The organism is Akkermansia massiliensis (genome assembly GCF_018847375.1).
In the GTDB taxonomy this organism is placed as follows: Bacteria; Verrucomicrobiota; Verrucomicrobiia; order Verrucomicrobiales; family Akkermansiaceae; genus Akkermansia; species Akkermansia massiliensis.
In genome coordinates this window covers 614,237-638,594 of sequence record NZ_CP072036.1, presented here as the reverse complement: position 1 = coordinate 638,594, position 24,358 = coordinate 614,237, and the positions used below count along the sequence as shown (strand labels likewise).

Sequence of the window (24,358 nt, the reverse complement as noted above, 5' to 3'; positions counted from 1 at the left end):
CGCGGGGACCGGCATGCCTGCGCCGGGCGTTCGTCATGAGCCGGTCCTTTCTGGAGCCATGGAGATTCCTTTCAACCAACCTCACAAACACGGTCCCGAACTGGATTACATCCGGGACGCCATCCAGCGTGCCCATTTATGCGGGGACGGCTATTATACGAAGAAATGCCATGAGCTGCTCATGGAGCGCACCGGGGCCGGGAAGGCCCTGCTGGTTCATTCCGGAACCGCGGCTTTGGAAATGGCGGCCCTGCTGATCGATTGCCGCCCGGGGGACGAGATTATCATGCCTTCCTATACGTTCGTCTCCACGGCGAACGCGTTTGTTCTGCGCGGCGGCGTTCCGGTGTTCGTGGACATCAGGCCGGATACGCAGAATATTGACGAGACGCTGATTGAAGCGGCCATCACGGACCGCACCCGCGCCATCTGCGTAGTTCATTATGCGGGCGTGGCGTGCGAGATGGATGCGATTATGGAGATTGCCCGGCGGCACCATTTGTACGTGATTGAAGACGCCGCCCAGGGCGTAGGTTCCTGTTACAGGGGGCGCAGACTCGGTTCCATCGGCCATTTGGGGTGCTACAGCTTCCATGAGACCAAGAACGTCATTTCCGGAGAGGGCGGCGCCCTGCTGGTGAATGATCCGGAGCTGATGGAGCGCGCGGAGATTATCCGGGAAAAAGGAACCAACCGGGCCAAGTTTTTCCGCGGCCAGGTAGACAAGTATACCTGGGTGGACGTAGGCTCATCCTACCTGCCCGGAGAGATGACAGCCGCCTATTTGTACGCCCAGCTTGAACACGGGCAGGAGATCAACGGGGAAAGACTGAAGTGGTGGAATATGTACCACCGCGCGCTGGAACCCCTGGAAAAACAGGGCGTCTTGCGGCGTCCGTGCGTTCCGGAACACTGCGCGCACAACGCGCACATGTATTACATCCTGCTCAATTCTCTGGAGGTGCGCACCAGCCTGATTGGCAAACTGGCGGAATGCGGAATCAAGGCCGTGTTCCATTACATCCCCCTGCATTCCTCCCCCGCCGGGGTGAGGTTTGGGCGTTGTGCCGGCCCCATGCCGCATACGGACCGCACCAGTGAAACGCTGCTGAGGCTTCCCCTGTATTATGACCTGGGGGAAGAGGGCTGCCGGGAAGTGCTGCGGGCCGGGTTCGGCCTGGAAGAGTTTGAAGAATGATGAAGATTCACCTGGTCAACGTGTCCGATGTGGACGAGTCCATGCGCATGCAGCTCCGCATATGGCGCAATTCCGACGCGGTCAGCCCTTTTTTTCTGCTGGACCAGGTGACGGAGGACCAGCACCGGGCATGGCTGGAAAGGAATATCCGCGGGGAGGACGCTATTGCCTGCGTGATTTACGCGGACCGGATGCCGCTGGGGCTGGTGTACCTGCCCTGGTTTGACCGGAAGACGCGCCGCGGCGAGATAGGCATTTATCTTTACGACAGGGGATTCAGAGAGCTGCGTCCGGCCTCCACCGCGTATGCCGGGATGATGGAACTGGCTGCAACAGAGCTGGAGCTGGAACGGCTGTACGCCCGGATTCTGGAGAATAACGCCGCTTCCATCCGTTTTCATGAACGCATGGGATTTTCCCATGCCCCGGAAGAGGACAGGGAGTGCGAGAAGAACGGGGAAAGAAAGCGCGTTCTGATGTATGTAAAAACGTTATGACTGATCCACAGGTTCAACTGTCCATTGTGGCTACCGTGTACTGCACGGGTGGCTATCTGGCGGAGTTCTGTTCCCGCAGTTTTGCCGCCGCGCTTGAGGCGGGTTATGACCCCTCCCGCACGGAGGTGGTGCTGGTGAATGACGGCTGCCCTAGGGGAGGGCTGGAACAGGCCCTGAAGGAACGGGAAAAGGACAGCCGGGTGCGCGTGGTGGATTTGTCCCGCAATTTCGGCCACCATCTGGCCATGTACGTGGCCTGCGAGGAAGCCCGCGGAGAGCGCGTGTTCCTGATTGACAGTGATCTGGAGGAAGCCCCCGAATGGCTGGCGGATTTTTCCCGGGAGATGGCCTCCACCGGGGCGGACGTGGTGTACGGCGTGCAGGAGAAGAGAAAGGGCGGCCTGTTTGAAGCCGTTTCCGGAGAGTTGTTTTACACGCTGTTCAACCTGCTTTCCGACCAGCAGATTACCAGGAACATGGTCACGGCGCGGCTGATGAGCGCGCGTTTCCTGCGGGAGATGTTGAAATTCCAGGACCGGGAGCCCTTTTTCTTCGGCCTGTGCGTTTCCGCCGGCTTCCGGCAGGTGCCGTGCACGGTGAAGAAGGCGTCCTCTTCCCCCACCACCTACACCTTCCGCAAGAAGATGGCGCTGGCGATGAATTCCGTGGTTTCCTACAGCGCCAGGCCGCTGGTGTACATTTCCTACTTCGGCCTGGGGGTCACCCTGATTGCCATGCTGTACGTCATCTGGGTGGTTGTGCGCCAGCTTTTGTACAATGTGGCGCCTCCCGGCTGGGCCTCCTCCGTGGCCTCCATCTGGCTGGTCGGCGGTCTGATTCTGATGAGCCTGGGGGTCATCGGCATTTACATTTCCAAGATTTACAAGGAGACCAAGCACAGGCCCGCCGTAGTGGTGGCGCGCCGGTATGAGTGAGTTCCTCCGCTCTTTTTTCTCTCATGATCAACTACCTTATTCTGCACCTGCTGTTCATCGTTTACGCCCTGAATACCGTTCTGGGGCGGATGGCGGCTCCCTATAGCTGGACGGACTGGCACCGGTTCGCCCTGCTGGCCGGCGTGCTGTTCCTGCTGGGCATTTATGCGGCAGGGTGGCAGGTGATGCTGAAAAAGTTCAATCTGGGCGTGGCTTATGCCAACCGTTCCGCCGTGGTCATCTGGGGAATCCTGCTGGCGTGGCTCTGCCTGGGGGAGACCCTTTCCTGGACGCTGGCGGCAGGGGCGGTGTTGATTATCAGCGGCATTATTCTTGTTTCCACGGAGGAGGACGCGCATGAATGAGGAATTCTATATCGGCCTGAACCTGTTTTCCGTTTTCCTGGCCTCCTGCACGCAGGTGATTCTGAAAAAGTCCGCCATGAACGAACGGCTGTCCGGCCTTTCCTATTTCGTGAATCCGGCCACCGTGACGGCGTATTCCATTTTCCTGGGCTGCTGCCTGCTGACGTTTTACTGCCTGTCCCATTTGCCGATGATTACAGTGAATGTGCTGGAATGCTCCGCATACGTGTACATTCTTTTCTTCGACCGGATTTTTTTCGGCAAGCCCATTACCATGCGCAAGGTGGGCGGCAACCTGATGATTATTGCGGGCATTATCATCTGCCTGAACCGCTGAGGCGGCGCCCATGGCCTTTTGGTCCTTCCGGGCTTTGCGCCGGTATCGGCTCTTGACTTTCATTTTCTCCGTTTCTAGTATGCGGGCCCGGGCAGGGAGAACAGCCCGCAAAGTCAGGGAATTTGCTTATGTTGAAACAGGTTTGGAGATGGGTATCGCTTTTTCCGCTGCTCCATCCCGTATGGTTCAACCTGCTGTTGCTGGTTTTGGCCTGGAGCATTGTGGGCGTAGCGTACCAATCCAATGACGATCTGGTGATTGCGTCCGTGCTTGACGGCTGGGGCGACCCCTCCTACGCGGACGCTCACGTCATTTTCGTCAATCCCCTGCTGACCGGACTGCTGCTGAAAGCGGCTCCCGTTCTGGGCGGCCTGTCCGTCTGGCCCGTGTTCCTGGCGCTTGCCACGCTGTCCAGCGGAGCGGCCATTTTCACGATGCTGACGGCGCACGCCCGCAAGGCGCGCAGATATGATTTCAATACGCTGGTCCTGCTGCTGGTGTGGCTTTTAATCATGCCGGGCTTTTATGCCGCCCTGCAATTCAGCCATGCCGCCTTCCTGACGGGGTTCACCGGAGTGCTGGTATGCCTGAAGTACGGTTCCTCCTCCTGGAAGGGACTGTGCACGGGGGGATTCCTGTGCGTGCTGGGCAGCATGATCCGGCTGGACGCCGCCCTGGTGTGCGATGCCTTCTGGGGGGCCATCCTGCTGGCGGGCAGTTTGGACGGGTTTAAACCGTCCCGGGAAAAGATGCGTGCCCGCGGCCGTCTCTGGCTGGCCCTGGCCGGCGTACTGGCAGTCTCCTTCGGTCTGAATGAGTATAACAAGCACGCCCACCGGAATGTGCTGGAGGGCTGTGACGTGGCGGCGTGGAACCAGGCCCGCGCCCTCCTTTCGGACACATGCCCCATCAGGCCGGAGGGCGCCTACCAGTGCGAGGAGTACGGCGTGTTCGCCAACGATATCAAGATGGTCCGGGTGTTCACCAATTGCGATATGGACGCTTTCAACACGGATTATCTGGAAAGGCTTCTGCTGGCGCGGGACGGGGGCGAGTTCTGGCCCAGGGCCTGGGTCCGCGGGGAGAAGGCCCTTCATCTGTTTTCCTGGGATTCCGTCATGGACCTTCTGCCGTGCTGGATTTTATTCGGTCTGGCCTGCCGCGTGTCTTTCCGGCGGGGGGATTCCCCGGCTCTGGTGTTCTGCGTGGGCGCCCTGCTGGTGCTGATTCTGCTGTACATGTCCAGCATAGACCGCCTGTATTTCCGCGTGGTGTATCCCACGTTCCTGATTGCCGGGCTGTGTCTGCTGTGGTCGGATAAATACCGCCCCATTCGTTTCAAATGGACCGGAAAGGGCGCCCTGACAGGCGGCGTGCCCATGTTCTGCGCGTTCGCCGTTTCTTTGTCACAGGCGTGCGCCGCCGTGTGGGAGGCCAATCTGGAGTCTTTTTCCCCGGATGCCGGCCGCCTGCTGTGCGAACGGGTGGACCGTGAACCGGATTCCCTGTTCTGCGTCCAGATGTCCGGCGGCACCATTGACGACCTGGCTCCGGGACAGTCCGTTTTCCGCAAGGCATGGAGCTGTTCCCGGAAGAATGTCGTGACGCTGGGCGGCTGGAATTTTCCGTTGAAGCCCGTGCAGCGGAAGCTGAAGGAGATGGGCTGGGAGGGGCAGTCCTCCCTGAACCTGTGCAGGGACAACGTATATATTGTCTGCCTGACTCCGCAGGGGGACGTTTCCGACATGGACAGCAAGTTCATGGGGATGCTCAGCCGCCATATATGGGAGCGGCACGGCGTACGCACGGCCTGGCATCTGGATGAGAATATTGAGGGCGTGCGCATTTACCGCCTGCGCAAGACATGGTTCCAGCCCGGGAAGCAGGAACTGCCTCCGTCCCGGTGATGCGCCGCGCCGGAAAGTAAAATCCCCCGATGCACGCTGCGCACCGGGGGATGAAAGGGAAATTGGAGCTGTCGACGGTTGTTAAAAGCGCGGGCCGCCGCCGGGCATGCGCCTGTTTGTGCGCTCTTCACGGAGTTTTGCCTGTTCCGCCGGGGTAAGAAGCAGGAATTCCAGGTCGCGGATGGCGCGCTGTTTTTCAGCGGGATCCTTGATGCCGGAAATCAGGCTTTTCATTTTTTCAAGGGCGGCCACCTGGTCGCCGAGCTCAAAGCATGCCTTTTCCCGTTCCCACTGCCTTTTGACCAGGAAGCTGGCTTTTTCCACTTCCGCCGTTTTTTTGTCGCTGGCGGAATTATTTTGCAGCAGGGTCGCTTCCAGTCCGATGCGTTTGTTCCAGAGTTTCCGGAAGTTTTCCACATCCTTTTTTTCCTTGTAGGGAGCCAGCAGCACACGGTCGAAGATGGTGTTGAGGTCCATCAGGTTGTCCGGCAGGGTATCCGAACGGTAGTCGCTGATGTTCAGGTAGGAGCGGATTACTTCACTGGCTCCGCCCACCATGGGGAGCTGTTCGCCCACATCCTTGGCGTTGGCGGCCACTTCATCCAGCATGGACAAGACGCTGGAGGAAACGTTGAGTTCGCGCTCGTTCTTCTCGGCATCCGCCTTTCTCAGGCACAGCAACATCCATTTGCACTGGATTTGAAGGGCTTTTTTGAAGCCTGGGGCCACGTTGTTCCCCGTATTCTGCTTGCGCCAGTTGGAAAAGGCGGTGCTGGGGCTGTCCGGCTTGCTGCTGTTGCCGTTGCTGCCTCCTCTTCCTCCGGAGCCCGGCATGCGCATCATCCGGAATCCTCCCCCTCCGCCCCGGTTCAGCATGCGGGACATCATGCTGGTCGGGTTCAGAAAGCGGTCTTTCATGGCGTCTACATAAAGTTTCATGGCGGCGTTTTCCGTGCTGGTGGCCGCGGTGAGGGCGGTCACAGCCTTCTGGATACGGGCGGAGCTGGTGTTCAGGTAGCCGGATTTGACTTCCTTAAGCCACTCGGTGGCTTCCTTCCTTGCGGAATCGGTAAGCATTTCCTGAGCCTGGCAGAAACCGGAGCCCAGGATGAGAAGCATCAGCGCGGAAAGCGCCGGACGTTTGCGGAGCGGGGTGAAGTGTATCATGACGGTATGAGGTTACAGGGTATTTTTACAAACCCCTCCCCTGAAGAAAAGTTGCAGCTTTTCTTCAAAAAAAGAACAGCACATATTGTTACGGAGGAAAAATGTTTACCCCAGCACCTTGCGGACGCAGGCGGAGCAGACGGCTACGGCCTCCTCCATTTCCTCCGGGGAAATGATGAGGGGCGGGTTGAAGTACAGGACGTCTCCCAGCGGCCGAAGCAGCAGACCCTGTTTAAGCGCTTCCTTGTAAATCTGGTATCCCAGCCGCCGTTCGGACGGGAAGCTCTTCTTGGTTTCCCTGTCCTCCACCAGTTCAATGGCGTTCACCAGGCCCAGGCTGCGGATTTCCCCCACGTGCGGATGGTCCCCCAGCGCATCGGCGATCATCTGGTGGAAGAGGGGGGCCTTTTCCTGCGCCCGGGAAATAATTTGTTCCTCGTCCAGAATCTTCAGCACCGCCAGGGCGGCGGAACAGCCCAGGGGGTTGCCGGAATAGGTATGGCTGTGCATGAAAGCCTTTCCTTCCCGGTAGTCCGCATAAAAGGCATCGTAAATTTTCTGCGTGGTGATGGTGATGGACATGGGCATGTAGCCGCCCGTGAGCCCTTTGGAGACGCACATGATATCCGGGGAGATGCCGGCCTGGTCGCAGGCGAACATGCTGCCCGTGCGGCCGAAGCCGGTGGCGATTTCATCCGCAATGAGGTGCACGTTATAGGCGTCGCACAGGGCGCGCAGCTTCGCCAGGTAGGCGGGGGGATACATCCGCATGCCTGCAGAACCCTGGAGCAGGGGTTCCACCAGCAGGGCGGCGCATTCATCCCCATGGCGTTCAAAAGCCTCCTGCGCCGCGTCAATGCATTCCGCCTGGCAGCAACCGCGTTTTTTTCCCCTGGGGCAGCGGTAGCAGTCCGGAGCGGGTATACGCACGATGTCCAGCAGCAGGGGCTTGTAGAGTTCCGAGTAAAGGTCCAGGCCGCCTGCGGAGAGGGCTCCCAGGGTTTCTCCGTGATAGCCGTCACTCAGGGACATGAAGCGCACTTTCTGGCGGTTTCCGGTCTGGTAGTGGTACTGGAAACTCATTTTCATGGCGGATTCGATGGACGCCGAACCGTTGTCGGAAAAATTGAACTTGCAGAGTCCCTGCGGGATTTTTTTCATCAGCTCCTCGCACAGGGTGATGGCCGGCTTGTGCGAGAAGTTGGCGAAGATGACGTGCTCCAGAGAATCAAGCTGGTTCTTGATGGCCTGGTTGATTTTAGGGTGGGAGTGCCCGAGCAGGTTGCACCACCAGGAGCTGACCACGTCCAGATAGCGCTTCCCGTCCACGTCGTACAGATTGATTCCCTGCCCGCGTTCGATCACGATGGGGGGCAGCGTTTCATAGTCTTTCATCTGGGAACAGGGGTGCCAGATGTATTCCAGATCTTTTTTTGACCAGTCGGAGTGATTCATGGGGAAAGGAGCGGGAAAACGGGACAGTCCTTATTTCATGCGGACTTCATAGCCCAGCTCCGCCAGCATGTCCAGGTCTTCCCGGATGGTGACGCCGGAGGTGGTGAGCATGTCCCCGGAGATGGCGGCATTCGCCCCGGACATGAAGATTTTCCTGCCGTGGTCCTTCATGGTGTTCCTTCCGGCGGCGATGCGGACGAAGCCGTCCGGCATGATGAAGCGCACCAGCGCCACGATGCGGAGCTGGTCTTCCTCCCCAAGCGGGGTCATGTTCGCGTACGGCGTACCGGGGATGGGCGTCAGGAAGTTGATGGGCGCGGACTTGATGCCCAGTGCGGCGATGTCCATGTACATATCTATCCGGTCCTCCAGGGTTTCCCCCAGCCCCATGATGCCGCCGCTGCACACTTCCAGCCCGGCTTCCATGGCCCACTTGATGGTTTGCAGCTTGTCGTCGTACGTGTGCGTGGTGCAGACGTTCGGGAAGTTGCGGCGGGAGGTTTCCAGGTTGTTGTGGTAACGGGAGACGCCCGCGGCCTTCAATTGTTCGCAGTGCTTTTTGGAGATGAGGCCGTGGGAGGCGCAGAGGGAGATGCTGCAGCGTTCGGCGATGTGCCTGTAGCTGGCGCAGAGCCGGTCCACGTCCGCATCCGTCAGCCTCTTGCCGGAGGTGACGATGGAATAGCGCAGGATGCCCCGTTCGTCATTGTACCTGGCGCCCGCCAGCAGGGCTTCATCACTTAAGAGGGGGTATTCCTCCACCGCGGTGGAGTAATGGGCGGACTGGGCGCAGTACTTGCAGTTTTCCGAACATTTGCCGCTGCGCCCGTTGATGATGGTGCAGAGGTCGAAGACGTTTCCGCAGAAGTGCTCCCGGATGGCGTTGGCCGCCTGGCACAGCTCCTCCAGCGGTTCCCGGCTGAGGGCTATCAGTTCTTCTCTGGTGCAGGAACCGCCCTGGAGCACCCTGGAGAGGAGGGAAGAGGTCAGACTCATGCGTCAAAGACTACCCCCGGCGCGGTTCACGTCAAGGGCAGAATGCCGGGGGTTACGTATCGTGGGGAATCCTTCCCTTTTTCCTTATTTGGTCGGCTGTTCCGGGGCCTTGTAGCGCAGGGCCTGGAATCCGGGCGCGGGCTTGTATTCCTTGTCCAGGATGGCGATGGCCCTGTCAATAAGGTCACGGTTTTCCGCGGCGATGTCGTTTTTCTCCGCGGGGTCTTTTACGATATCGTACACTTCCCGGTTGCCGGGTTTTTTGCCAGGGAACAGGTTGCGGCGGATGACTTTCTTTGCGTCAAAGCGCACGGCCACCTGGCCTCCGTAGCCGCCTCCCGCCCAAACCACGGCTTTCCTGTCTTTCAGGGCGGATTTTTTACCCAGCAGGATGGGAGAGAGGTCTATCTTAATGGGGGGAGGAAGGCCGTTTTTTTACATGCCGCCAGAGACAGGCGGCAAAAATCAGGAGAAGGGTGGCGAGGATGATGCAGTAATAGGTGTTCTGGCGGTGGTCCCTGTATTGGAGGAGGACATGCGCGGGCGTGTCGGAAACGGGAAGGGGAACGATGATGCCGTAGTTTTCCGAGCATTCCACGGGAACGGGCTTCCCTCCGTTGATGCGTGCCGTCCAGCCTTCGGAATAGCTTTCCAGAATATCCAGTGAGGAGGCCCCCGGCGGGACGGTGAAGTCCATTTTATTGTACGTGAGCCAGTTGGGGTGCACGACGGCGCTTTCTTCCGTGGCAGGGCCATTTGCAAAGTATCTGCCCCTGTAATGCGGGTTGGCAAAGAGGACGTACCGGGAAGTGTTTTCCACCAGGTTCCAGCCTTTGGTTTCCGGGAGCTGCTGGCGCGGGTTGACGAGAAGGTGGGAAATGCCTGCCTTGGCGGCGGCTTCCGGATGGGTCAGGATGTCCTGAAGGGCATGGAGACGTTTGGGCCTGACGGTTTCATAGCCTTCCGCCTGTTTGATGCCGAAGCTGGAAAGGTGGTTGTCGTGGAAATAGTCCTTGTCCCTGTGTGAAGTGTAGCACAGGACGGAACCGTCCCCCACCTGCTGTTTCAGGCGCGGCAGCCATTCGGGTTCCCTGTACAGGCCTGCGGATTCGGGCTTGTCCGCATAGTGGACCCAGGTGGCCTGAACGAGAAGCTGTTCCCCCAGGGAGCACAGAATGACCGCGGAGGCCAGCAGCAGCTTGTGCCGTGCGCGGACATGGATGCGGGAGGCGGCCCACAGGCCTCCCCACAGCAGTGCAAGCAGGGCCAGCGTGCGGGGATACCAGATGCACGTTTGTTCCAGCAGGCGTTCCGTCCTCAGCATGTACCAGGCTTCCCTGCCCGTTTCAGCGGGTGAGAGGCGGGAAACAAGGTTTCTCTGGAGGGTGGAGAGAATGTCCTGGTGGAAGATTTGAATCAGGATGGAGCACAGAAGCCATCCCAGCGTCAGGATGCCCAGCGCGATGAAGATTTTCTTCCAGACCGTTCTTGCGGGTTCCTGAGTAAAGGCATGGAGCTGCCACGCGGCCAGCCAGGAGGCGCCCAGGGCATAGACCGTGGTGGAACGGGAATAAAAATAGGTGATGAGGGGGGTGAAGGCCAGAATCAGGCTGATGACCATCAGGAATTTTGCCGTCAGGGGGGCTTTTCTGTTAAAGAGGCCCAGCACGGCAAGGACGAAGATGACGCCTCCGGTGAATTTCAGGTCAAACAGGTCCTGGCCCATGAGTTTGAACAGGTCAATCGTTTCCGGAACGCCCAGGAGCGTGGGGAACAGGACGGTGACCAGGGAGGGAAGATGAGTGATTCCGGTCAGGAAGGGAATGGGCCTGCAACCTTCCATCAGGGGTGGAATGGTCTGGGCCAGCACGTCTATGGAGAGAAGGCCCCCGGCGATGCCGGACACCAGGTAGGGCAGGGAGACGCGCCAGAGGGTTTTAAACTTCCAGCGTGAGGGGGACGTCCACCAGTCCGCCAGCCAAACGCACCCCGTGAGCAGTACGATGAACAGGCACGCCTGAAGGTGGCCGCCCCGGAACCCGAGGGCGATGAAGAGGATGGAAGGAAGGTCGATGATTCTTTTTTCCCTGTTGCGCATCAGCGCCCATAATATCCACGGGGCCCAGCACATGGTTCCCAGCACCCACCGGTGGTAAATCCACAGGACGAATTGGGAGTAGAAGCCGTAGCCTATCGCCCCCAGCAGGCAGTAGGGAGCCGGAACCTGGCGGCTCCGCAGGAAGACGATCATGCCCAGCCCCGCAAGGAAGAATTGCAGGATGATGCCCGTGTCCCAGGCCGTCCAGAAGGGCAGGAAGAAGTAGAGGACGTGGTGCCAGTCACCGGGGCACAGCATCGTGTTTTCCGCAATGGCCGTTCCGTTGTGGGTGTACGGATTCCAGCCCATGTAACCGTCCTGCCGGAAGCTTTGCGCTACGGAGTAGTTGTAGGGCAGGTATTGGGAGATGGCGTCCACGGTAAAGTGGTTGTGGACGTTTTCCATGGGCTGCGTGGCATACGGGGAGATGAGGCAGTCCATGATGTCCATGGGCGCCAGCACTTTGCCCCCGAAGATGGCCGGGGCAAAGCAGGCCCCAACGAGGACGGCCCAGAGGAGGCAGCAGAGCCAGAAAGAGCGCCGGGAGAGGGAGTCAGTGTTTTTCATGCTTAAGATTGCGTTCCTCCCAATGCATGAGGGAGAGGACATGGTCGTACCGCTGGGCGGACCGGAGGCCGTGAAGTATGAAGGCGATGGTCAGCGCGAGGGCCGATACGGTGAAAAGGCCCATGGACAGGACGGCCAGCGGAAGGTGGAAGACATAGTCGTACCGGAAGTAGTCCAGAACGGCAGGGATGCCGGCCAGAATGGCGAGGATGAGCAGAACCGCGCTGATGATGGAGAAGAAGAACAGGGGGCGGTGGTTCATCAGGACGGCGAAGATGGTTTTGATGACCTTCACCCCGTCAGATACGGTAGAGAGCTTGGATACGGAGCCTTCCGGGCGGTCCATGTAATTAGTGGGGATTTCCACGACGGAATAGCCGTTGTCCAGGGCGTGGATGCTGATTTCCGTTTCCAGTTCAAAGCCCGTGGAGAGAATGGGGAAGTTTTTGACGAACCGCTTGGAAAAGACGCGGTAGCCCGTCAGGATGTCATGCAGGTTGCCCTGGAACAGTTTGTTGATGAGCATGCGGACGGCCTTGTTTCCCGTATTATGCATGGGGCGCTTGTTTTCCCGGCTGTAAATGCCGGCGTCATGGCGGTCTCCGCATACCATGTCCGCATCTCCCTGGAGAACCGGTTCCAGCAGGCGGGGGAGGTCGGCGGCGGGATAGGTCAGGTCTGCATCCACCATTACGTAAACGTCCGCATCTATTTCCCGGAACGCCTTTTTAATGGCCATGGCCTTACCCTTCCGTTTTTCTTGAAGCAGCGTGCCGGAACAGCCTAATTCTTCATAAGTTTTCCTGGCTATTTCCGCAGTTTTATCGGAAGAATTATTATCAACTACATAAATGGCCGCTTCCGGGCAGTGGGAATGAAAATCTTGCATCACTTCCCGAATGGTCAATTCTTCATTGTAGGCGGGGATAATGATGGCGATGGAAATCATGTGATGACCTTTTGAAAATTGAGTATCTTGCCAGAGATTACGGATTGCGAATTCGAAGTCAACATGTTTTTCTGAAACCGAATTAGTTAATAGAAAAGACCGGTTGTTGGAAAAGAAATTTTTCTTTAATTTGAAGGTGTGGATTCCTGATAAAATTCTGCCTTGCAAAAGATTTCAGGTTTGCATCAACCGCCGTTCTTTTGGCCGGATTCGCAATCCGCTGGTTTTTCCATTATGAATGAAGATGGTCCCTGTCAATCGCGGGACCGTTTCTCCGGGAGAATGCCTCTCGGCAATTAAAACCGTGCTTCATTCCGGAGGCTTTTATCAAGGAAGCGAAAGGAGGAGGAAAGGGCAAGCCGCATTTTTCTCCGTTTTCCCTCCGCAGGCGAAGGAAAAGGAAAGGGACACGGTTTCCCCCGGATGAAGAACGGTTCAGGAGAGGACGATTTCCTCTACAGCGGCGCGGAGGGTTTCATCACTGAATTGGTCCAGCGCATGTTTCAGAAAGCCCTGGGCGATCATCCTGCGCGCCGTGTGCTCCGGAATGCCGCGTGAAAGCAGGTAGAAGATTTCTTCCGGAGAGATGGAGGAGGTGGCGGAACCGTGCGAGCACTGCACCCTGTCCGCCAGGATTTCCAGGCCGGGAATGGAGTTTGCTTCCGCCCGGGGGCTGAGGATGAGGTTGCGGTTGCTCTGGTAGGCGCTGGTATCGTGAGCACCTTCCGCCACCAGGATCATGCCGCTGAAAATGCTGCTGGCCTCGTCATCCAGCACATTGACGTAAAGCAGGTTGCTGGAGGCTCCGCGATAGAGGTGCTTTTGGTAGGTTCTCTGGTCCAGCTCCTTGTTTTCCTTCAGGTGGCTGGCGGAAAGCAGGCGTACGTTGGCGCTGTCTCCGTTCAGGAGGCAGACCGTCTCCTGCCTGGCCCATGCCGCGCCGGGATGGCTGACGAGGTGCTCCATTTCCGCGGAATCGTCCGCCATAATGTGGCAGAGCTCCACGGCCCGGGAACGGCTGTTGAGCTCCTGGACCAAAGCGTATTTGACGGAGGAAGCGGAGGAAAGATGGTGCTGCTGGAGCGCTCCGCAGAATTGGCTGCCGTGGTCCGCGCTGACGTGGTGTTCCAGGATGTGCAGGCGGCTTCCGGTCTCCGCAATGACCAGCGTGGCGGGGAAGACGGCCACGTTGTCCCCGGAGATGAAGTGGAAGATTTCCAGGGGGCAGGAGATTTCCCGGTCCGCCATGATGACCAGACCGTTGTGCTGGAGAGCCGTGTTCAGGGCGGCCAGTTTTTCGGAACCGAGCGTTTCCGGCGCTGTTTCCAGGTGTTTCCGGGCCGCGTCCGGGTATTGGAGCACAAAGTCTTCCAGATCCATCACGGCGAGGCCTTCCGGCAGTTCTTCCGGGATGGAGACGGGGAGGCCGTTGGCGTAAACGATGCGGATGGCGTCTGGCATGGAGGCATGCTCCCTGATGATGGAGGCCAGGGCTTCCGGTGCCACGGGAGGGGCGGCTTCAAAGTTTTCCAGGGATTCGTTGCCGGGAGTTCCGAAACGCCAGGATTCCATGCGGCGGGAGGGTTCCGGAAGCTGGCCCGCCTGTTCCAGGGCCTGGCGGTGCCTGGCTTCAAACCATGCGGGAAGGAAGCCTGCGGGGAATTGTTCTTCGTTGAGCAAGTGGTTCATCATTTCCCTCCTTATCCGATGCTGTCTTCCATTTCCAGGTCAATGAGCCTGCGCAGTTCCACGGAATATTCCATGGGGAATTCCTGAACGAGGTCGTTAATGAATCCGTTGACGGCCAGGGACATGGCCGCCGCCTTCGGGATGCCCCGCTGCTGCATGTAAAAGAGCATTTCTTCAGAGACCTGGGAGACGGAAGCTTCATGCTGCACCGTGTTCCTGTCCCCCTTCACCGTGATGGCGGGGTAGGTGTCCGTGCGGCTGTTGGCCGCCAGCAGGAGGGCGTCGCATTCCGTGTTGTTCTTGCAGCCCTTGAGGCCTTTGCCCATGACCACCTGGCCCCGGTAGCTGGCGCGCCCTTCACCGATGCTGATGGATTTGGAAACGATGTTGGACGTGGTGTCGTCCGCCGCGTGGATCATTTTGGCACCCGTGTCCTGATGCTGGCCCGTATTCGCCAGGGCGATGGAGATGACTTCCCCGCGTGCACGCCTGCCCTTGAGCACCACAGCCGGGTATTTCATGGTGAGTCCGGAGCCTATGTTGCAGTCTATCCAGCGGATTTCCGCGTCTTCCATGGCCAGTCCGCGCTTGGTGACCATGTTGAAGACGTTGGAGGACCAGTTCTGCACAGTGACGTACTGGATTTTCGCTCCTTTGAGGGCCACCAGCTCCACGACGGCGGAGTGGAGGGTGGTGGTTTCAAACTGGGGGGCCGTGCACCCTTCCATGTACATGAGCTCCGCCCCTTCATCTGCAATGATGAGGGTGCGTTCAAACTGCCCGAAGTTTTCCGAATTGATGCGGAAGTACGCCTGGAGCGGGTGCTTGAGCTTCACGCCCTTGGGCACGTAAATGAAGGAACCGCCGGAAAATACCGCGCTGTTCAGGGCGGAGAATTTGTTGTCTCCCGTGGGGATGACTTTGCCGAACCAGGGGCGGAAGACGTCTTCATGGTATTTCAGGCCTTCCGTGGAGTTGACGAAGATGACGCCCTGGCTGCGGAGTTCCTCCTTCATGTTGGAGTAGGCGGACTCGGAGTCATACTGGGCTTCCACGCCCGCCAGGAACTGGCGTTCCTGTTCAGGGACGCCCAGGCGTTCAAAGGTGCGCTTTACGTCTTCCGGCACGTCGTCCCAGCTTCGCTTGGGCCGTTCGCCGTCGGAAAGATAGTAGCGGATCTGGGAGAAGTCTATTTTTTCAATGTCCGGGGACGCCCAGTGGGTGGGCATGGGCTTGCTTTCAAAGACGGCAAGCGCATTTTTGCGGAACTGGCGCACCCATTCCGGATCGTCCTTGACGTCGCAGATGTAGTCGATGGTGGCCTCCGTCAGGCCGTAGCCGGCGTTGAATTTATGGCGTTCCGGGAAGGAGAAGTTCCCCTTGCTCCGGTCGAAGTCAAACAGGTTCTGTTTGTTCCCGTCCTCTGACATGTCAGGTGTGTCGCTCATGATTGACTGCCGGATTGGCGGCGTTACGCCTTTTCCGCTCCTTCCGCCTCTTTCAGGAATTCATATCCCCTGCTTTCCAGTTCGTCCACCAGCTCTCCGCCGCCGGTACGGACAATCCGTCCGTCGGCCAGCACGTGAACCACGTCCGGCTTGATGTAATCCAGCAGGCGCTTGTAGTGGGTGATGACGAGGAAGCTGCGGAAGGGGGAGCGCATGGAGTTGACTCCTTCCGAAACGATGCGGAGGGCGTCTATGTCCAGGCCGGAGTCCGTTTCGTCCAGAATGGCGTAAAGGGGATCCAGAAGAAGCATCTGCAGCACTTCATTGCGCTTCTTTTCACCGCCGGAAAAGCCTTCGTTGACGGCGCGGGCGGTGAATTTGCGGGACATGCCGAGCTGGTCCATTTTTGCATACAGCGTCTTGTAGAAGGTAACCGCATCCAGTTCCTCCCCCTGGGGCATGCGGGCCTGCATGGCGGCGCGCAGGAAGTTGGCGTTGGACACGCCGGGAACTTCCATGGGATACTGGAACGCCAGGAAGAGGCCCGCGCGGCTGCGCTCGTCAATGCTCATGTCCAGCAGGTTCTGTCCGTCCAGCCAGACTTCCCCTTCCGTCACCTCATAGTCCGGGTGGCCGCAGAGGACTTTGGAGAGGGTGCTTTTTCCGGAACCGTTGGGTCCCATGATCGCGTGCACTTCTCCCTTGGGAATTTCAAGATTGATGCCTTTAAGTATTTCCGTGCCTTGCACTTTGGCGTGCAAATTTTTAATGACCAGACTCATGATGATGAAAGGGATTTAGCCCTGCGGCGTGATGATGGAGCCCCTGAGGGTGATCTGGGCTTCTTCTATGCACACGTCGTCGGGCAGGTTGATGAATTCCTTCAGATCCACGCCCTCCTTGATGGTGATGTCGTAAATGCAGCCGGTCCGGGTGTCCTGGAAGTGCCCATGATCAACGAGATTGGGACAGAAGCGGGAAGAGCTGCGTTCAAAGTTGACCTGATTGACCAGGCCGTGATTCACCAGGGCTTCCAGGCAGTTGTAAACGGTGGCCAGGGAGATGCTGGGGAGCTTTTTGCGCACCCGCTGGTAAACTTCATTCGCGGTGGGATGGTCTCTCTGTTCCAGGAGAACCTGGTAGACTTCCTGTCGCTGCTTGGTGAGTCTCAAACCGGAAATAACCGGGAGGGTAGAGGCGGTGCGGGCGGCTTGTTTGGAATCTGTTTTGGGATTCATATCTTATTTTTCATGCTCTGCGTGGATAGTGGGGGAGGGTCAATTGTTTTGCAAGAACAATTCCTGTTATTTATTCGGGCGCGGGGAGGGGTAAAAAAGGGGCGGTCATCCCTGTGGATGGCCGCCCCTGCAGGGAGATAGAGTTATCTGTAATTTAGTTGGCAGCCTCGGAGCTTTCCGGGGCCACATTGACGCGGCGGCCTTCGCGGTCAAAGAACACGCGGCCGTCCACGAGGGAGAAAATGGTGTAGTCACGGCCCATGCCCACGCCCTTGCCGGGGTGCCACTTGGTGCCGCGCTGGCGGATGATGATGTTGCCCGCGATCACTTCCTGCCCGCCGAATTTTTTAACGCCGAGGCGCTTGCTGCGGGAGTCGCGACCGTTCTTGACAGAACCTTGACCTTTCTTGTGAGCCATAAGATTAGGATAAAATTAAGGGTTGAAATTAGGCGTTGATACCGGTGATTTCCAGCTTCGTCATGGCGCGGCGGGAACCTTTTTTCTTGTGGAAGCCCTTGCGGCGCTTGAATTTGAAGGCGATGATCTTCTTGTCGCGGAACTGGCTGACGACCTTGGCGGAGACCGTAGCTCCTGCCACCGTCGGGGTGCCGAGGGTCACGTTTCCGTCATTTTCCACCATAAGCACCTGATCGAAGCTTGCTTCAGCACCCTCTTCAAGGGTATTGATGCACTCAACGTCGATCACGTCGCCCGCCTGAACGCGGTACTGCTTGCCACCTGTTTTGAAAATTGCGTATGCCATTGCTATCACTGTTAAGGTTCACCCGCGGATGCGGGAGCCGCAATAAACCATATCACCTTCTTTTAGACAAGCAAAATTTCATGAAAAAATGAACGAATGGTATAAAATTTTTAAAAACGGCCCCGTTTTAACTCATTCTCCGGAGGAAATGAGGGAGCTGGGATGGCAAATAGGTAAAATTTTAATGCCCGGTGAAGTGTTGGGCGTGGTGGGGGAGCTGGGCGCCGGAAAGACGCACCTGACTCAAGGGATTATGGAAGGGCTGGGGAGTTCCGATGCGGCGGCCAGCCCGACGTTTTCCCTGGTGCACGAGCATGCGGACGGGCGCCTGCGGGCGTGCCATTTTGATTTTTACCGGCTGAAGGATGAGTCCGAATTGCTCGGCATAGGCTGGGACGAGTATCTGGACGGGGACGCGGTGCTCATTGTGGAATGGGCCAACCTGTTTCCGGACGCGCTGCCGGAGGGAACTTCCTGGCTGCTGCTGGAGCACGAGGGGGAATGCCTGCGCCGGGTGTCTCTGGCCCCTGTGGAATGAAGCGGTTCAGTAGCTGATGCTCCTGGAGAACGCCTTGTCAAAGCCGGGGCTGAGCCAGATGGTGTTATGCATGGCGCCGGGGAATTCCTGGTAGTTGACCGGCGTGGAGAAGCAGTCCCGGAGCCGTTTGGCGTGGTCAGGCGGGATGACTTCGTCCGATCCCGCCGCCAGGATGCTGACGGGGCAGGCTACTTTGGGCGCTGCCAGGTCCGACCGGAAGTGGTCCGGCAGGAGAAGCTTGACGGGAAGGTAGGGGAAGAGGCCGCGGGCGGTTTCCAGAAGACTGTCAAAGGGAACCAGCAGGACCAGCTTTTTCACGTTCCTGACGGAGGCTATCTGCGTGGCGACTCCGGAGCCGAGGCTTTGCCCGACCAGGATGACGTCGTCCGGCGTTCTTCCGGTTTCCTTCAGCACGGAGTCGAGAATCGCCAGGGAATCCCCCATGATGTTCTGCTCCGTGGGCGTGCCGGTGCTGAGACCGTATCCCCGGTAGTTGACCAGGAGCTTGGCATGGGGGAACCGATCCAGGTAGGGAAGCATCATGGAGATGTCCATGGCATTCCCTCCATAATACACCAGCAGGGGCTGTCCCTTCTTTTCAATAAGCCAGCCGCTGAGCTGGGCCCCGTTATGGTGGAAAGTGCGCCGGTGGGGCTCCCAGGCGGCGCGTTTTTCCAGATACACGGTTTTGTCCTTGGGCTGGGGCGGCAGGTACACCAGGGAACGGACGGAACACTGGACGCACGCCAGGGCCAGCGCTCCGGCCAGCAGGGCGCTCAGGATTTTCCATTTTCCCGGTTTCAGCATCCGCATGAGGTTCATTGTCCAGAATTTTCCGTGGTCATGGTCCCGGCCGTGCCGGTGCGGGGTAGGGCTGTCCCCCGTTCCTGGCAGCTCCAGCCGGTCAGGGAGGACGTTTTGCCTTCCGCGTCCAGGCGGCACACCCCGCTGAGGAGTATTTCCCGGGAGGAGGTCTTAAAGTGCAGGACGGCGGGTGATGTTCCCTGCCGGTACGTAACCGTTGCCGTTTCCGGAAGAGCCCCGTTGATTCCCAGGGTGCCTCTGCCGTCACCCAGGGAGTTGTATAAGAGAGTCATGCCGGAGTTTGCGCGCTGGATTTCCCGTGCTGGGGCAGGTTCCGTTTCACCATCCAGGACAATGGCCGTGCGGCTCCCGTTGGGGAACCATTCCGCCTGGACGTTATCCGTTTCAAGCGTGGCGCCGCCGCGCCCGCAGGCGCAAAGCGTCAGCAGCATGCCGGGCAGGAGGAGGAAAGCTGGTCGCATGGAAAGAGTGTCCCCGAATTTGAGGAGGAAGGCAATCTCTCTTTTCTCTCCATGGGCGGCTTTTGCAGGAATTGGAATTTTTCTGATAGAAGAAAACCGGGGAAAAGGTATAATAAAGGATATGTTTAACCGGATGTTTTCATGGAGTTTTGTGGCCGCAGCGTGCGTTGCGGGATCATTCCCGGCACTATCCCGGGGGCAGGAAGGCGCGGCGCAATCCGGGTCCGCAGCCGTGAAAGTGCCTGCCGCCAGTCTGCTGATGGCCCGCCAGGAGGTGGGGGAAACGCGGTTGGACCGGTCTTTCAAGAATGGTGAATTGAGCATCGGGGGTAAAAAATACGCTGCGGGCATCGGCACTCACGCTACATCCATGATTCCGCTCCCTGTGCCGGAGGGCAGCGGCTCAAGAGTGTGGAAGCTGGAAGGGGCCTGCGGCATTGACGACGGTACGGACGGAGACGGCAGCGTGGAATTCCGTGTAATGAGCGGTTCCGAAGTTTTATGGAGTTCCGGCGTGATGAAGAGGGGAATGCCTGCGAAAAAGTTTTCCGTTCCGGTAGCGGAAAACGGCATACGGCATCTTTACCTGGTGGCTGACCGGGTGGAAAATAATTCCTATGACCACGCAGACTGGGTGGACCTAGTCTGGAAAACGGGCGGTGAGCCGCAGAGCATGAAGGGAGCCGTGGTGAATGCCGCCAAATTCGGCATGGTTCCCGGCGTCAGGAAAGATCAGGGTCCGGCCCTGCGGGCCGCGATTTCCGCCCTGCGGAAGCAGGGAGGGGGCGTGCTGAACATCCCCAGGGGAGTCTATCATTTTTATCCGGAGGGAGCCTTGAACATGAGCTTCAATATCTCCAACCATGACCAGCCCCTGGTTCATCCGGTGTGCGTGACCCTGACTGATTTGCGGAATGTCCGCGTAGAGGGCAACGGCTCCCTGTTCCTGTTTCACGGCAAGGTGGTTCCCCTGCTGGTCATGGACAGCGAAAACATCAGCATCAACCGTCTGTCCGTGGATTATGAACGGTCCTATTGTACGGAAGCGCGTGTCTTGAATGCGGACGACAGGTCCACGGAGGTGGAAATAGACAAAAAAGACTACCCCTATGAAATCAGGAACAACAGGTTCGTTTTCCTGGGCGAAGGCTGGGAGGAAGGAATGGGGAGCTGCATGGCCTTTGAGAAGGGGACCGGGCACATCATTGCCAATACGTCGGACATGGGCTGGAACGGCCGGGTGGAACCCCTCGGAGGGAACCGCCTCCGGCTGGACTGGAACCTCAAGCAGAAGGGAATCAAGCCGGGGGATACGCTGGTGCTGCGGAATTATAACCGCCCCCATCCGGGATGCGTGGTTTACCGGGCGCGGAAGACGGTCCTGAATGATGTGGCTCTGCACCAGAGCACGGGCATGGCTTTGCTGGTCCAGCGGTCGGAGGATTTCCACATGAAGGGTGGCGGCGTCATGGTCAGGAAAGGGACGGGGCGCGTGCACACCGCCGGGGCGGACGCCACCCATTTTTCCAACACCCGGGGCGAGATCGTGGTGGAGAAAGCCTTGTTCGAGGGAATGATGGATGACGCCATCAACGTTCATTCCACCTGCCTGGGCGTGACGGAGGTAGTGGACGGCCATACGCTGAAATGCAAGTACATGCACCGCCAGGCGGTGGGGTTTGAAGTGTTCCTGCCCGGTGAAAAAATCCGTTTTATCAACGGGCCTACGCTTGAACCGGGAAGCACCGCTACCGTAAAAACCGCCGTGAAGAAGAGTTCTACGGAACTGGTGATCACGCTGGAAGAACCGCTGCCTCCGTCCGTCAAGGCCGGGGACGCCGTGGAAAATGCGGATTTTTACCCTTCCGTAGTATTCCGCAACAACATCGTCCGCAACAACCGCGCCCGCGGTTCTCTTTTCACGACGCCTGAGAAGGTTCTGGTGGAGGGCAATTTGTTTGACCATTCCTCCGGCGCGGCCATTCTGCTGGCCGGGGACGCCCAGGGCTGGTATGAAAGCGGCGCCTGCCATGAAGTGGTGATCCGCAGGAATACCTTCATCAACAACCTGACCTCCCGCTACCAGTTCACGAACGCCATCATTTCCATTTACCCGGAAGTCAAGCAGTTGAACAAGCAGAAGGATTATTATCACCGCAATGTCCTGATAGAAAACAATGTGTTCAAGACGTTCGACGTGCCGCTGCTGTTTGCCATTTCCACGGATAACCTTAAATTCGTCAACAACAAAATCATTTACAACAATGATTTCAGGGGCTGGGGGCAGAAGCCCTTCCAGTTCAGGAGGTGCGCCAACATCCTGATTAAAAATAACAAGGTTCAGCCTCCCCGCACATGGTCCATTGAGGACTGCAAGCTGGAAAATACTCCCGCGGACCAGGTGCGCATAGAGAATTGACGTTTCCCTGCGCCATTCCGCCTTTGCTGCGGAAAGCCGGCTTTTGCGGATTTTTCATGCTGCAGGGGCCGGACGGCCGTCCGGGAGGAAGGCGGAGTTTTTTACGGTTATTTCAACGTCTTGACGCAGAACGGTGTCATTACCGGAATGATAGATATTCCTTCCCGTCTGGTCAAACGCTGCAAAAAGTTCATTGAGCCGTACCGGGTGACGGACGGCAAGGGGTTCAAGTTATCCCACTATGATCCGGGCGATCTGGGCAAGCTGGACAAGGACAGCAAGAAGGAAGCCGTGGACAAGCTGGAGAAGGGCATTGAGCTGCTGGAACAGCTTCAGGAGGTGCTTTATGCCAGCGAATCCTATGCGCTGCTGGTGGTGCTGCAGGCGATGGATAGCGCGGGCAAGGACGGCATTGTGAAGCATGTGATGGGCGGAGTCAATCCGCAGGGGTGCGTGGTCAGCAGCTTCAAGCCGCCCTCCACGCTGGAACGGAGCCATGATTTCCTGTGGCGGTGCGTGGCCCGTCTTCCCCGGCGGGGAATGATCGGCATTTTCAACCGTTCCTACTATGAAGAAGTGCTGAGCGTACGCGTGCATCCGGAATTTCTGGCGGGGGAGGGGTTTGATCCCGCCCATGCCAAGGGAGCCTTCTGGAAGGAGAGGTACAGATCCATCAATAATCTGGAACGCCATCTGCTCTCCAACAAGACGCGCATCGTGAAGATATTCCTTAACCTTTCCAGTGAGGAACAGAGAAAGCGCCTTCTGGCGCGGCTGGACACCCCGCACAAGAACTGGAAGTTTTCAGAGGGGGACATCCACGAACGCGAGTTCTGGGACCAGTACCAGAAGGCGTATGAGGAAATGATACGTCATACTTCTTCCCGGGACGCGCCGTGGTATGTGGTGCCGGCGGACAACAAGTGGTATTCCAGGCTTGTCTGCATGTGCGCCATTGTGGAGGCACTGGCGGAAATGAAACTGGAATACCCTAAGGTGTCCGGGGAATTGAAGGCGTTCTTCCCTGAATTCCGGGAGGAACTGGAACGCCCCCTGTCCGGGGACAGGGATTGAACGAAGAGTCCGGGAACGGAAGGGAAAGAAAAAAGGCCGCGGAAGAATGGCAAAAAGAAAAACGGCGCATCATGCGGAAGCTTCCCTCCGTCTGCTGCGCCGCCGCATTCCATCCCGTGCGGGCCTGCCGGTTCTTTAATCAGCGCCTGCGTTCCCAGGATTTCACCTTGCCGTTGATGAACAGCACGTAGCCGGTATCCACCGGGACGTAGGTGACGTCATTGTAATACGGGTAATAGGGACGGTAGAACCCCGGTCCCCAATAGGGGCCTCCCCAGTAGGGCCCGGCCCAGAAGGAGGGCGGCGGGGTGTAAACCGGCTGGAGGGAAGAGTAAATCCAGCGGGTGGCGGATTTTCCGTTAAGGTTGCCTTCCGCGACGGCGGAGGGGTCTCCCCAGGCCAGGAAGACGGCGGGCGGCGACATGCCTTCCGCAATCTGTCCGGCTTCCACCAGCGTTTTCTGGCTGGGCGGAAGGGAATTGAAAAGGGCTGGGTTTTTCTGGATGCGGGATGCCGGGGTGGACACGCAGGAAGCAAGGCTCAGAGCGGCGGCCAGGGTAGTGAAAAGTAACTTCCAGTTCATGATGTACATACGGATAACACTCACTTTGACTCTTGCCAAGGGTGTTTTGTTGAGTAAAATGTACGAACACGTTATGAAAGCGCTCCGCAATCTGGCTTTAACACTGATGGTCCCCGTTCTGGTTTCTTCCCTGTCCGCAGCAGAAAAGCCGGAAATAATCGATGAATATCTCCCGGTCGGCAAAATGGCGGAAGCTTCCGCCGTCAGCGTTGTGCTTGATGAAAGCCTTCAGCCATTCATGGAAAAGATTGACGGCGTTTTTGCCTCCCTGCCCGACAAGGACAAGAAGGAACTCGTCAGCCAGATCGTTCCCGGTCAGCCCGTTCCGTATGACGAACGTCTGGGCTGGACCAAGGATGAGTATGCCAAGTATCTGGAATGCTGGAAGCTGAAGCAGGTGCAGGAAGTGGCCCCCGTAGCTGTGGGCATTTTCGCCTCCGGGGAACGCGGCATCTGGACTCTGGCCGCGGTGGCCCAGCAGGGACCGCTGCCGATGAGCACCCTGAAGTATGACTCCAATACCAAATCCTGGATTTCCCCCAACGGCGCCCTGGCCCTGAAAGGGGACGTTTCCTATGACGATCTGAACGTGTACGGCGCATGGAGCGGCAAGGAATGGACCATGGAAAAGAAGACCATTCTTTCCACCCTGACGGAGACCATTATCGCGGGCAAGACCAAGGACGGCAAATATACCTATTTCGTTTACAACATGTCCGAGAAGAATCCGGATAATATTGCCATTGCCAACCAGTCCATCGTGCTGCGCATCCCCATCACCCGCATTACGGGAGACCCCCTGCTGGAAAAGGCCAAGGCCAAGGCGCGCCAGTAGGGACAACAAGACG

At 58.1% G+C, this 24,358-nt stretch carries 25 protein-coding genes; 10 read left to right on the top strand and 15 right to left on the bottom strand.

From position 1 onward, the window contains the following. Window positions 1-58 precede the first annotated feature (58 nt). The 6 genes from rffA to J5W70_RS02695 all read left to right on the top strand — a co-directional run bounded on the left by rffA (window position 59) and on the right by J5W70_RS02695 (window position 5,239). Window positions 59-1,198 carry a dTDP-4-amino-4,6-dideoxygalactose transaminase gene (gene rffA / locus J5W70_RS02720; RefSeq protein ID WP_022396444.1) on the top strand — a complete coding sequence of 380 codons (1,140 nt, stop codon included), beginning with the start codon at window positions 59-61 and terminating at the stop codon, window positions 1,196-1,198. Then, entirely contained in the window at window positions 1,195-1,695 is a 501-nt protein-coding gene (locus tag J5W70_RS02715) for a GNAT family N-acetyltransferase (protein ID WP_022396445.1), read from the top strand. Before rffA ends, J5W70_RS02715 begins: the two co-directional genes overlap by 4 nt. Continuing rightward, window positions 1,692-2,630 carry a glycosyltransferase family 2 protein gene (locus tag J5W70_RS02710; RefSeq protein WP_022396446.1) on the top strand — a complete coding sequence of 313 codons (939 nt, stop codon included), beginning with the start codon at window positions 1,692-1,694 and terminating at the stop codon, window positions 2,628-2,630. Before J5W70_RS02715 ends, J5W70_RS02710 begins: the two co-directional genes overlap by 4 nt. A gap of 23 nt (window positions 2,631-2,653) precedes the next feature. After that, complete coding sequence (locus J5W70_RS02705) at window positions 2,654-2,995, top strand: EamA family transporter (protein WP_022396447.1); 342 nt, start codon at window positions 2,654-2,656, stop codon at window positions 2,993-2,995. Further along, complete coding sequence (locus J5W70_RS02700; RefSeq protein ID WP_022396448.1) at window positions 2,988-3,332, top strand: hypothetical protein; 345 nt, start codon at window positions 2,988-2,990, stop codon at window positions 3,330-3,332. Before J5W70_RS02705 ends, J5W70_RS02700 begins: the two co-directional genes overlap by 8 nt. Window positions 3,333-3,460: 128 nt before the next feature. Beyond that, window positions 3,461-5,239 (top strand): hypothetical protein, encoded by a 1,779-nt coding sequence (locus J5W70_RS02695; protein WP_022396449.1) that lies wholly within the window; start codon window positions 3,461-3,463, stop codon window positions 5,237-5,239. Window positions 5,240-5,320: 81 nt separating this feature from the next. Here the strand turns inward: J5W70_RS02695 and J5W70_RS02690 are convergent, their stop codons facing one another. From J5W70_RS02690 to rplU, 12 genes are all read right to left on the bottom strand, one after another. After that, window positions 5,321-6,406, bottom strand: a complete 1,086-nt coding sequence (locus J5W70_RS02690; RefSeq protein ID WP_022396450.1) for a hypothetical protein — start codon at window positions 6,404-6,406, stop codon at window positions 5,321-5,323. A gap of 105 nt (window positions 6,407-6,511) precedes the next feature. After that, window positions 6,512-7,861: an adenosylmethionine--8-amino-7-oxononanoate transaminase gene (gene bioA, locus J5W70_RS02685; protein ID WP_022396451.1), complete on the bottom strand. Its 1,350-nt coding sequence runs from the start codon at window positions 7,859-7,861 to the stop codon at window positions 6,512-6,514. A 30-nt stretch (window positions 7,862-7,891) separates the two neighbouring features. Further along, a complete protein-coding gene (gene bioB / locus J5W70_RS02680) occupies window positions 7,892-8,857 on the bottom strand; it encodes a biotin synthase BioB (protein ID WP_022396452.1) in 966 nt (321 codons plus the stop codon). Between the two features lie 84 nt (window positions 8,858-8,941). Continuing rightward, window positions 8,942-9,208 (bottom strand): hypothetical protein, encoded by a 267-nt coding sequence (locus tag J5W70_RS02675; RefSeq protein ID WP_022396453.1) that lies wholly within the window; start codon window positions 9,206-9,208, stop codon window positions 8,942-8,944. 58 nt (window positions 9,209-9,266) lie between these two features. Next, a complete protein-coding gene (locus J5W70_RS02670; protein WP_022396454.1) occupies window positions 9,267-11,522 on the bottom strand; it encodes a glycosyltransferase family protein in 2,256 nt (751 codons plus the stop codon). Further along, window positions 11,509-12,471 carry a glycosyltransferase family 2 protein gene (locus tag J5W70_RS02665; RefSeq protein WP_022396455.1) on the bottom strand — a complete coding sequence of 321 codons (963 nt, stop codon included), beginning with the start codon at window positions 12,469-12,471 and terminating at the stop codon, window positions 11,509-11,511. The genes J5W70_RS02670 and J5W70_RS02665 overlap by 14 nt, the downstream gene beginning before the upstream one ends. A gap of 435 nt (window positions 12,472-12,906) precedes the next feature. Continuing rightward, complete coding sequence (locus J5W70_RS02660) at window positions 12,907-14,163, bottom strand: SufB/SufD family protein (protein WP_022396456.1); 1,257 nt, start codon at window positions 14,161-14,163, stop codon at window positions 12,907-12,909. A gap of 8 nt (window positions 14,164-14,171) precedes the next feature. Next, the gene (gene sufB, locus J5W70_RS02655) at window positions 14,172-15,608 is read right to left on the bottom strand and encodes a Fe-S cluster assembly protein SufB (protein WP_022396457.1); all 1,437 of its coding nucleotides are present in this window, start codon (window positions 15,606-15,608) and stop codon (window positions 14,172-14,174) included. 23 nt (window positions 15,609-15,631) lie between these two features. Next, a complete protein-coding gene (gene sufC, locus J5W70_RS02650) occupies window positions 15,632-16,390 on the bottom strand; it encodes a Fe-S cluster assembly ATPase SufC (protein ID WP_022396458.1) in 759 nt (252 codons plus the stop codon). A gap of 15 nt (window positions 16,391-16,405) precedes the next feature. Further along, window positions 16,406-16,846, bottom strand: coding sequence for a Fur family transcriptional regulator (locus J5W70_RS02645; protein ID WP_022396459.1), 441 nt, complete (start codon window positions 16,844-16,846; stop codon window positions 16,406-16,408). A gap of 154 nt (window positions 16,847-17,000) precedes the next feature. Next, window positions 17,001-17,264, bottom strand: a complete 264-nt coding sequence (gene rpmA, locus J5W70_RS02640; protein ID WP_022396460.1) for a 50S ribosomal protein L27 — start codon at window positions 17,262-17,264, stop codon at window positions 17,001-17,003. Between the two features lie 28 nt (window positions 17,265-17,292). Then, the gene (gene rplU / locus J5W70_RS02635; RefSeq protein ID WP_022396461.1) at window positions 17,293-17,610 is read right to left on the bottom strand and encodes a 50S ribosomal protein L21; all 318 of its coding nucleotides are present in this window, start codon (window positions 17,608-17,610) and stop codon (window positions 17,293-17,295) included. Between the two features lie 88 nt (window positions 17,611-17,698). Here rplU and tsaE point away from each other — a divergent pair, with 88 nt between their 5' ends. Continuing rightward, window positions 17,699-18,148, top strand: coding sequence for a tRNA (adenosine(37)-N6)-threonylcarbamoyltransferase complex ATPase subunit type 1 TsaE (gene tsaE / locus J5W70_RS02630; RefSeq protein WP_022396462.1), 450 nt, complete (start codon window positions 17,699-17,701; stop codon window positions 18,146-18,148). 6 nt (window positions 18,149-18,154) lie between these two features. On the opposite strand, the gene J5W70_RS02625 is transcribed toward tsaE, so the two are convergent. Next, window positions 18,155-18,970 (bottom strand): alpha/beta hydrolase, encoded by an 816-nt coding sequence (locus J5W70_RS02625; RefSeq protein WP_022396463.1) that lies wholly within the window; start codon window positions 18,968-18,970, stop codon window positions 18,155-18,157. Further along, window positions 18,967-19,434 carry a hypothetical protein gene (locus tag J5W70_RS02620; RefSeq protein WP_180972888.1) on the bottom strand — a complete coding sequence of 156 codons (468 nt, stop codon included), beginning with the start codon at window positions 19,432-19,434 and terminating at the stop codon, window positions 18,967-18,969. Before J5W70_RS02620 ends, J5W70_RS02625 begins: the two co-directional genes overlap by 4 nt. A gap of 232 nt (window positions 19,435-19,666) precedes the next feature. Here J5W70_RS02620 and J5W70_RS02615 point away from each other — a divergent pair, with 232 nt between their 5' ends. Together J5W70_RS02615 and J5W70_RS02610 are read left to right on the top strand one after the other, a co-directional pair. After that, window positions 19,667-21,853 (top strand): NPCBM/NEW2 domain-containing protein, encoded by a 2,187-nt coding sequence (locus tag J5W70_RS02615; RefSeq protein ID WP_215832908.1) that lies wholly within the window; start codon window positions 19,667-19,669, stop codon window positions 21,851-21,853. 147 nt (window positions 21,854-22,000) lie between these two features. Then, on the top strand, window positions 22,001-22,927 hold the full coding sequence (locus J5W70_RS02610) for a polyphosphate kinase 2 family protein (RefSeq protein WP_022396466.1): 927 nt from the start codon (window positions 22,001-22,003) through the stop codon (window positions 22,925-22,927). A 139-nt stretch (window positions 22,928-23,066) separates the two neighbouring features. Here the strand turns inward: J5W70_RS02610 and J5W70_RS02605 are convergent, their stop codons facing one another. After that, window positions 23,067-23,510, bottom strand: a complete 444-nt coding sequence (locus J5W70_RS02605) for a hypothetical protein (RefSeq protein ID WP_146017859.1) — start codon at window positions 23,508-23,510, stop codon at window positions 23,067-23,069. Between the two features lie 73 nt (window positions 23,511-23,583). On the opposite strand from J5W70_RS02605, the gene J5W70_RS02600 reads away from it, so the two are divergent. Continuing rightward, complete coding sequence (locus J5W70_RS02600) at window positions 23,584-24,345, top strand: hypothetical protein (protein WP_146017860.1); 762 nt, start codon at window positions 23,584-23,586, stop codon at window positions 24,343-24,345. Window positions 24,346-24,358: the final 13 nt, after the last annotated feature.

Bases quoted from the DNA above. Each gene is read 5' to 3' on its own strand.
- J5W70_RS02690 (WP_022396450.1), bottom strand. From the start codon at position 6,406: ATGATACACTTCACCCCGCTCCGCAAACGTCCGGCGCTTTCCGCGCTG.
- sufC (WP_022396458.1), bottom strand. From the start codon at position 16,390: ATGAGTCTGGTCATTAAAAATTTGCACGCCAAAGTGCAAGGCACGGAA.
- sufB (WP_022396457.1), bottom strand. From the start codon at position 15,608: ATGAGCGACACACCTGACATGTCAGAGGACGGGAACAAACAGAACCTG.
- J5W70_RS02715 (WP_022396445.1), top strand. From the start codon at position 1,195: ATGATGAAGATTCACCTGGTCAACGTGTCCGATGTGGACGAGTCCATG.
- J5W70_RS02670 (WP_022396454.1), bottom strand. From the start codon at position 11,522: ATGAAAAACACTGACTCCCTCTCCCGGCGCTCTTTCTGGCTCTGCTGC.
- J5W70_RS02710 (WP_022396446.1), top strand. From the start codon at position 1,692: ATGACTGATCCACAGGTTCAACTGTCCATTGTGGCTACCGTGTACTGC.
- bioB (WP_022396452.1), bottom strand. From the start codon at position 8,857: ATGAGTCTGACCTCTTCCCTCCTCTCCAGGGTGCTCCAGGGCGGTTCC.
- rffA (WP_022396444.1), top strand. From the start codon at position 59: ATGGAGATTCCTTTCAACCAACCTCACAAACACGGTCCCGAACTGGAT.
- J5W70_RS02600 (WP_146017860.1), top strand. From the start codon at position 23,584: ATGAAAGCGCTCCGCAATCTGGCTTTAACACTGATGGTCCCCGTTCTG.
- J5W70_RS02665 (WP_022396455.1), bottom strand. From the start codon at position 12,471: ATGATTTCCATCGCCATCATTATCCCCGCCTACAATGAAGAATTGACC.
- rplU (WP_022396461.1), bottom strand. From the start codon at position 17,610: ATGGCATACGCAATTTTCAAAACAGGTGGCAAGCAGTACCGCGTTCAG.
- J5W70_RS02705 (WP_022396447.1), top strand. From the start codon at position 2,654: ATGATCAACTACCTTATTCTGCACCTGCTGTTCATCGTTTACGCCCTG.
- tsaE (WP_022396462.1), top strand. From the start codon at position 17,699: ATGAACGAATGGTATAAAATTTTTAAAAACGGCCCCGTTTTAACTCAT.
- bioA (WP_022396451.1), bottom strand. From the start codon at position 7,861: ATGAATCACTCCGACTGGTCAAAAAAAGATCTGGAATACATCTGGCAC.
- J5W70_RS02605 (WP_146017859.1), bottom strand. From the start codon at position 23,510: ATGAACTGGAAGTTACTTTTCACTACCCTGGCCGCCGCTCTGAGCCTT.
- J5W70_RS02610 (WP_022396466.1), top strand. From the start codon at position 22,001: ATGATAGATATTCCTTCCCGTCTGGTCAAACGCTGCAAAAAGTTCATT.
- J5W70_RS02620 (WP_180972888.1), bottom strand. From the start codon at position 19,434: ATGCGACCAGCTTTCCTCCTCCTGCCCGGCATGCTGCTGACGCTTTGC.
- rpmA (WP_022396460.1), bottom strand. From the start codon at position 17,264: ATGGCTCACAAGAAAGGTCAAGGTTCTGTCAAGAACGGTCGCGACTCC.
- J5W70_RS02625 (WP_022396463.1), bottom strand. From the start codon at position 18,970: ATGAACCTCATGCGGATGCTGAAACCGGGAAAATGGAAAATCCTGAGC.
- J5W70_RS02700 (WP_022396448.1), top strand. From the start codon at position 2,988: ATGAATGAGGAATTCTATATCGGCCTGAACCTGTTTTCCGTTTTCCTG.
- J5W70_RS02660 (WP_022396456.1), bottom strand. From the start codon at position 14,163: ATGATGAACCACTTGCTCAACGAAGAACAATTCCCCGCAGGCTTCCTT.
- J5W70_RS02645 (WP_022396459.1), bottom strand. From the start codon at position 16,846: ATGAATCCCAAAACAGATTCCAAACAAGCCGCCCGCACCGCCTCTACC.
- J5W70_RS02695 (WP_022396449.1), top strand. From the start codon at position 3,461: ATGTTGAAACAGGTTTGGAGATGGGTATCGCTTTTTCCGCTGCTCCAT.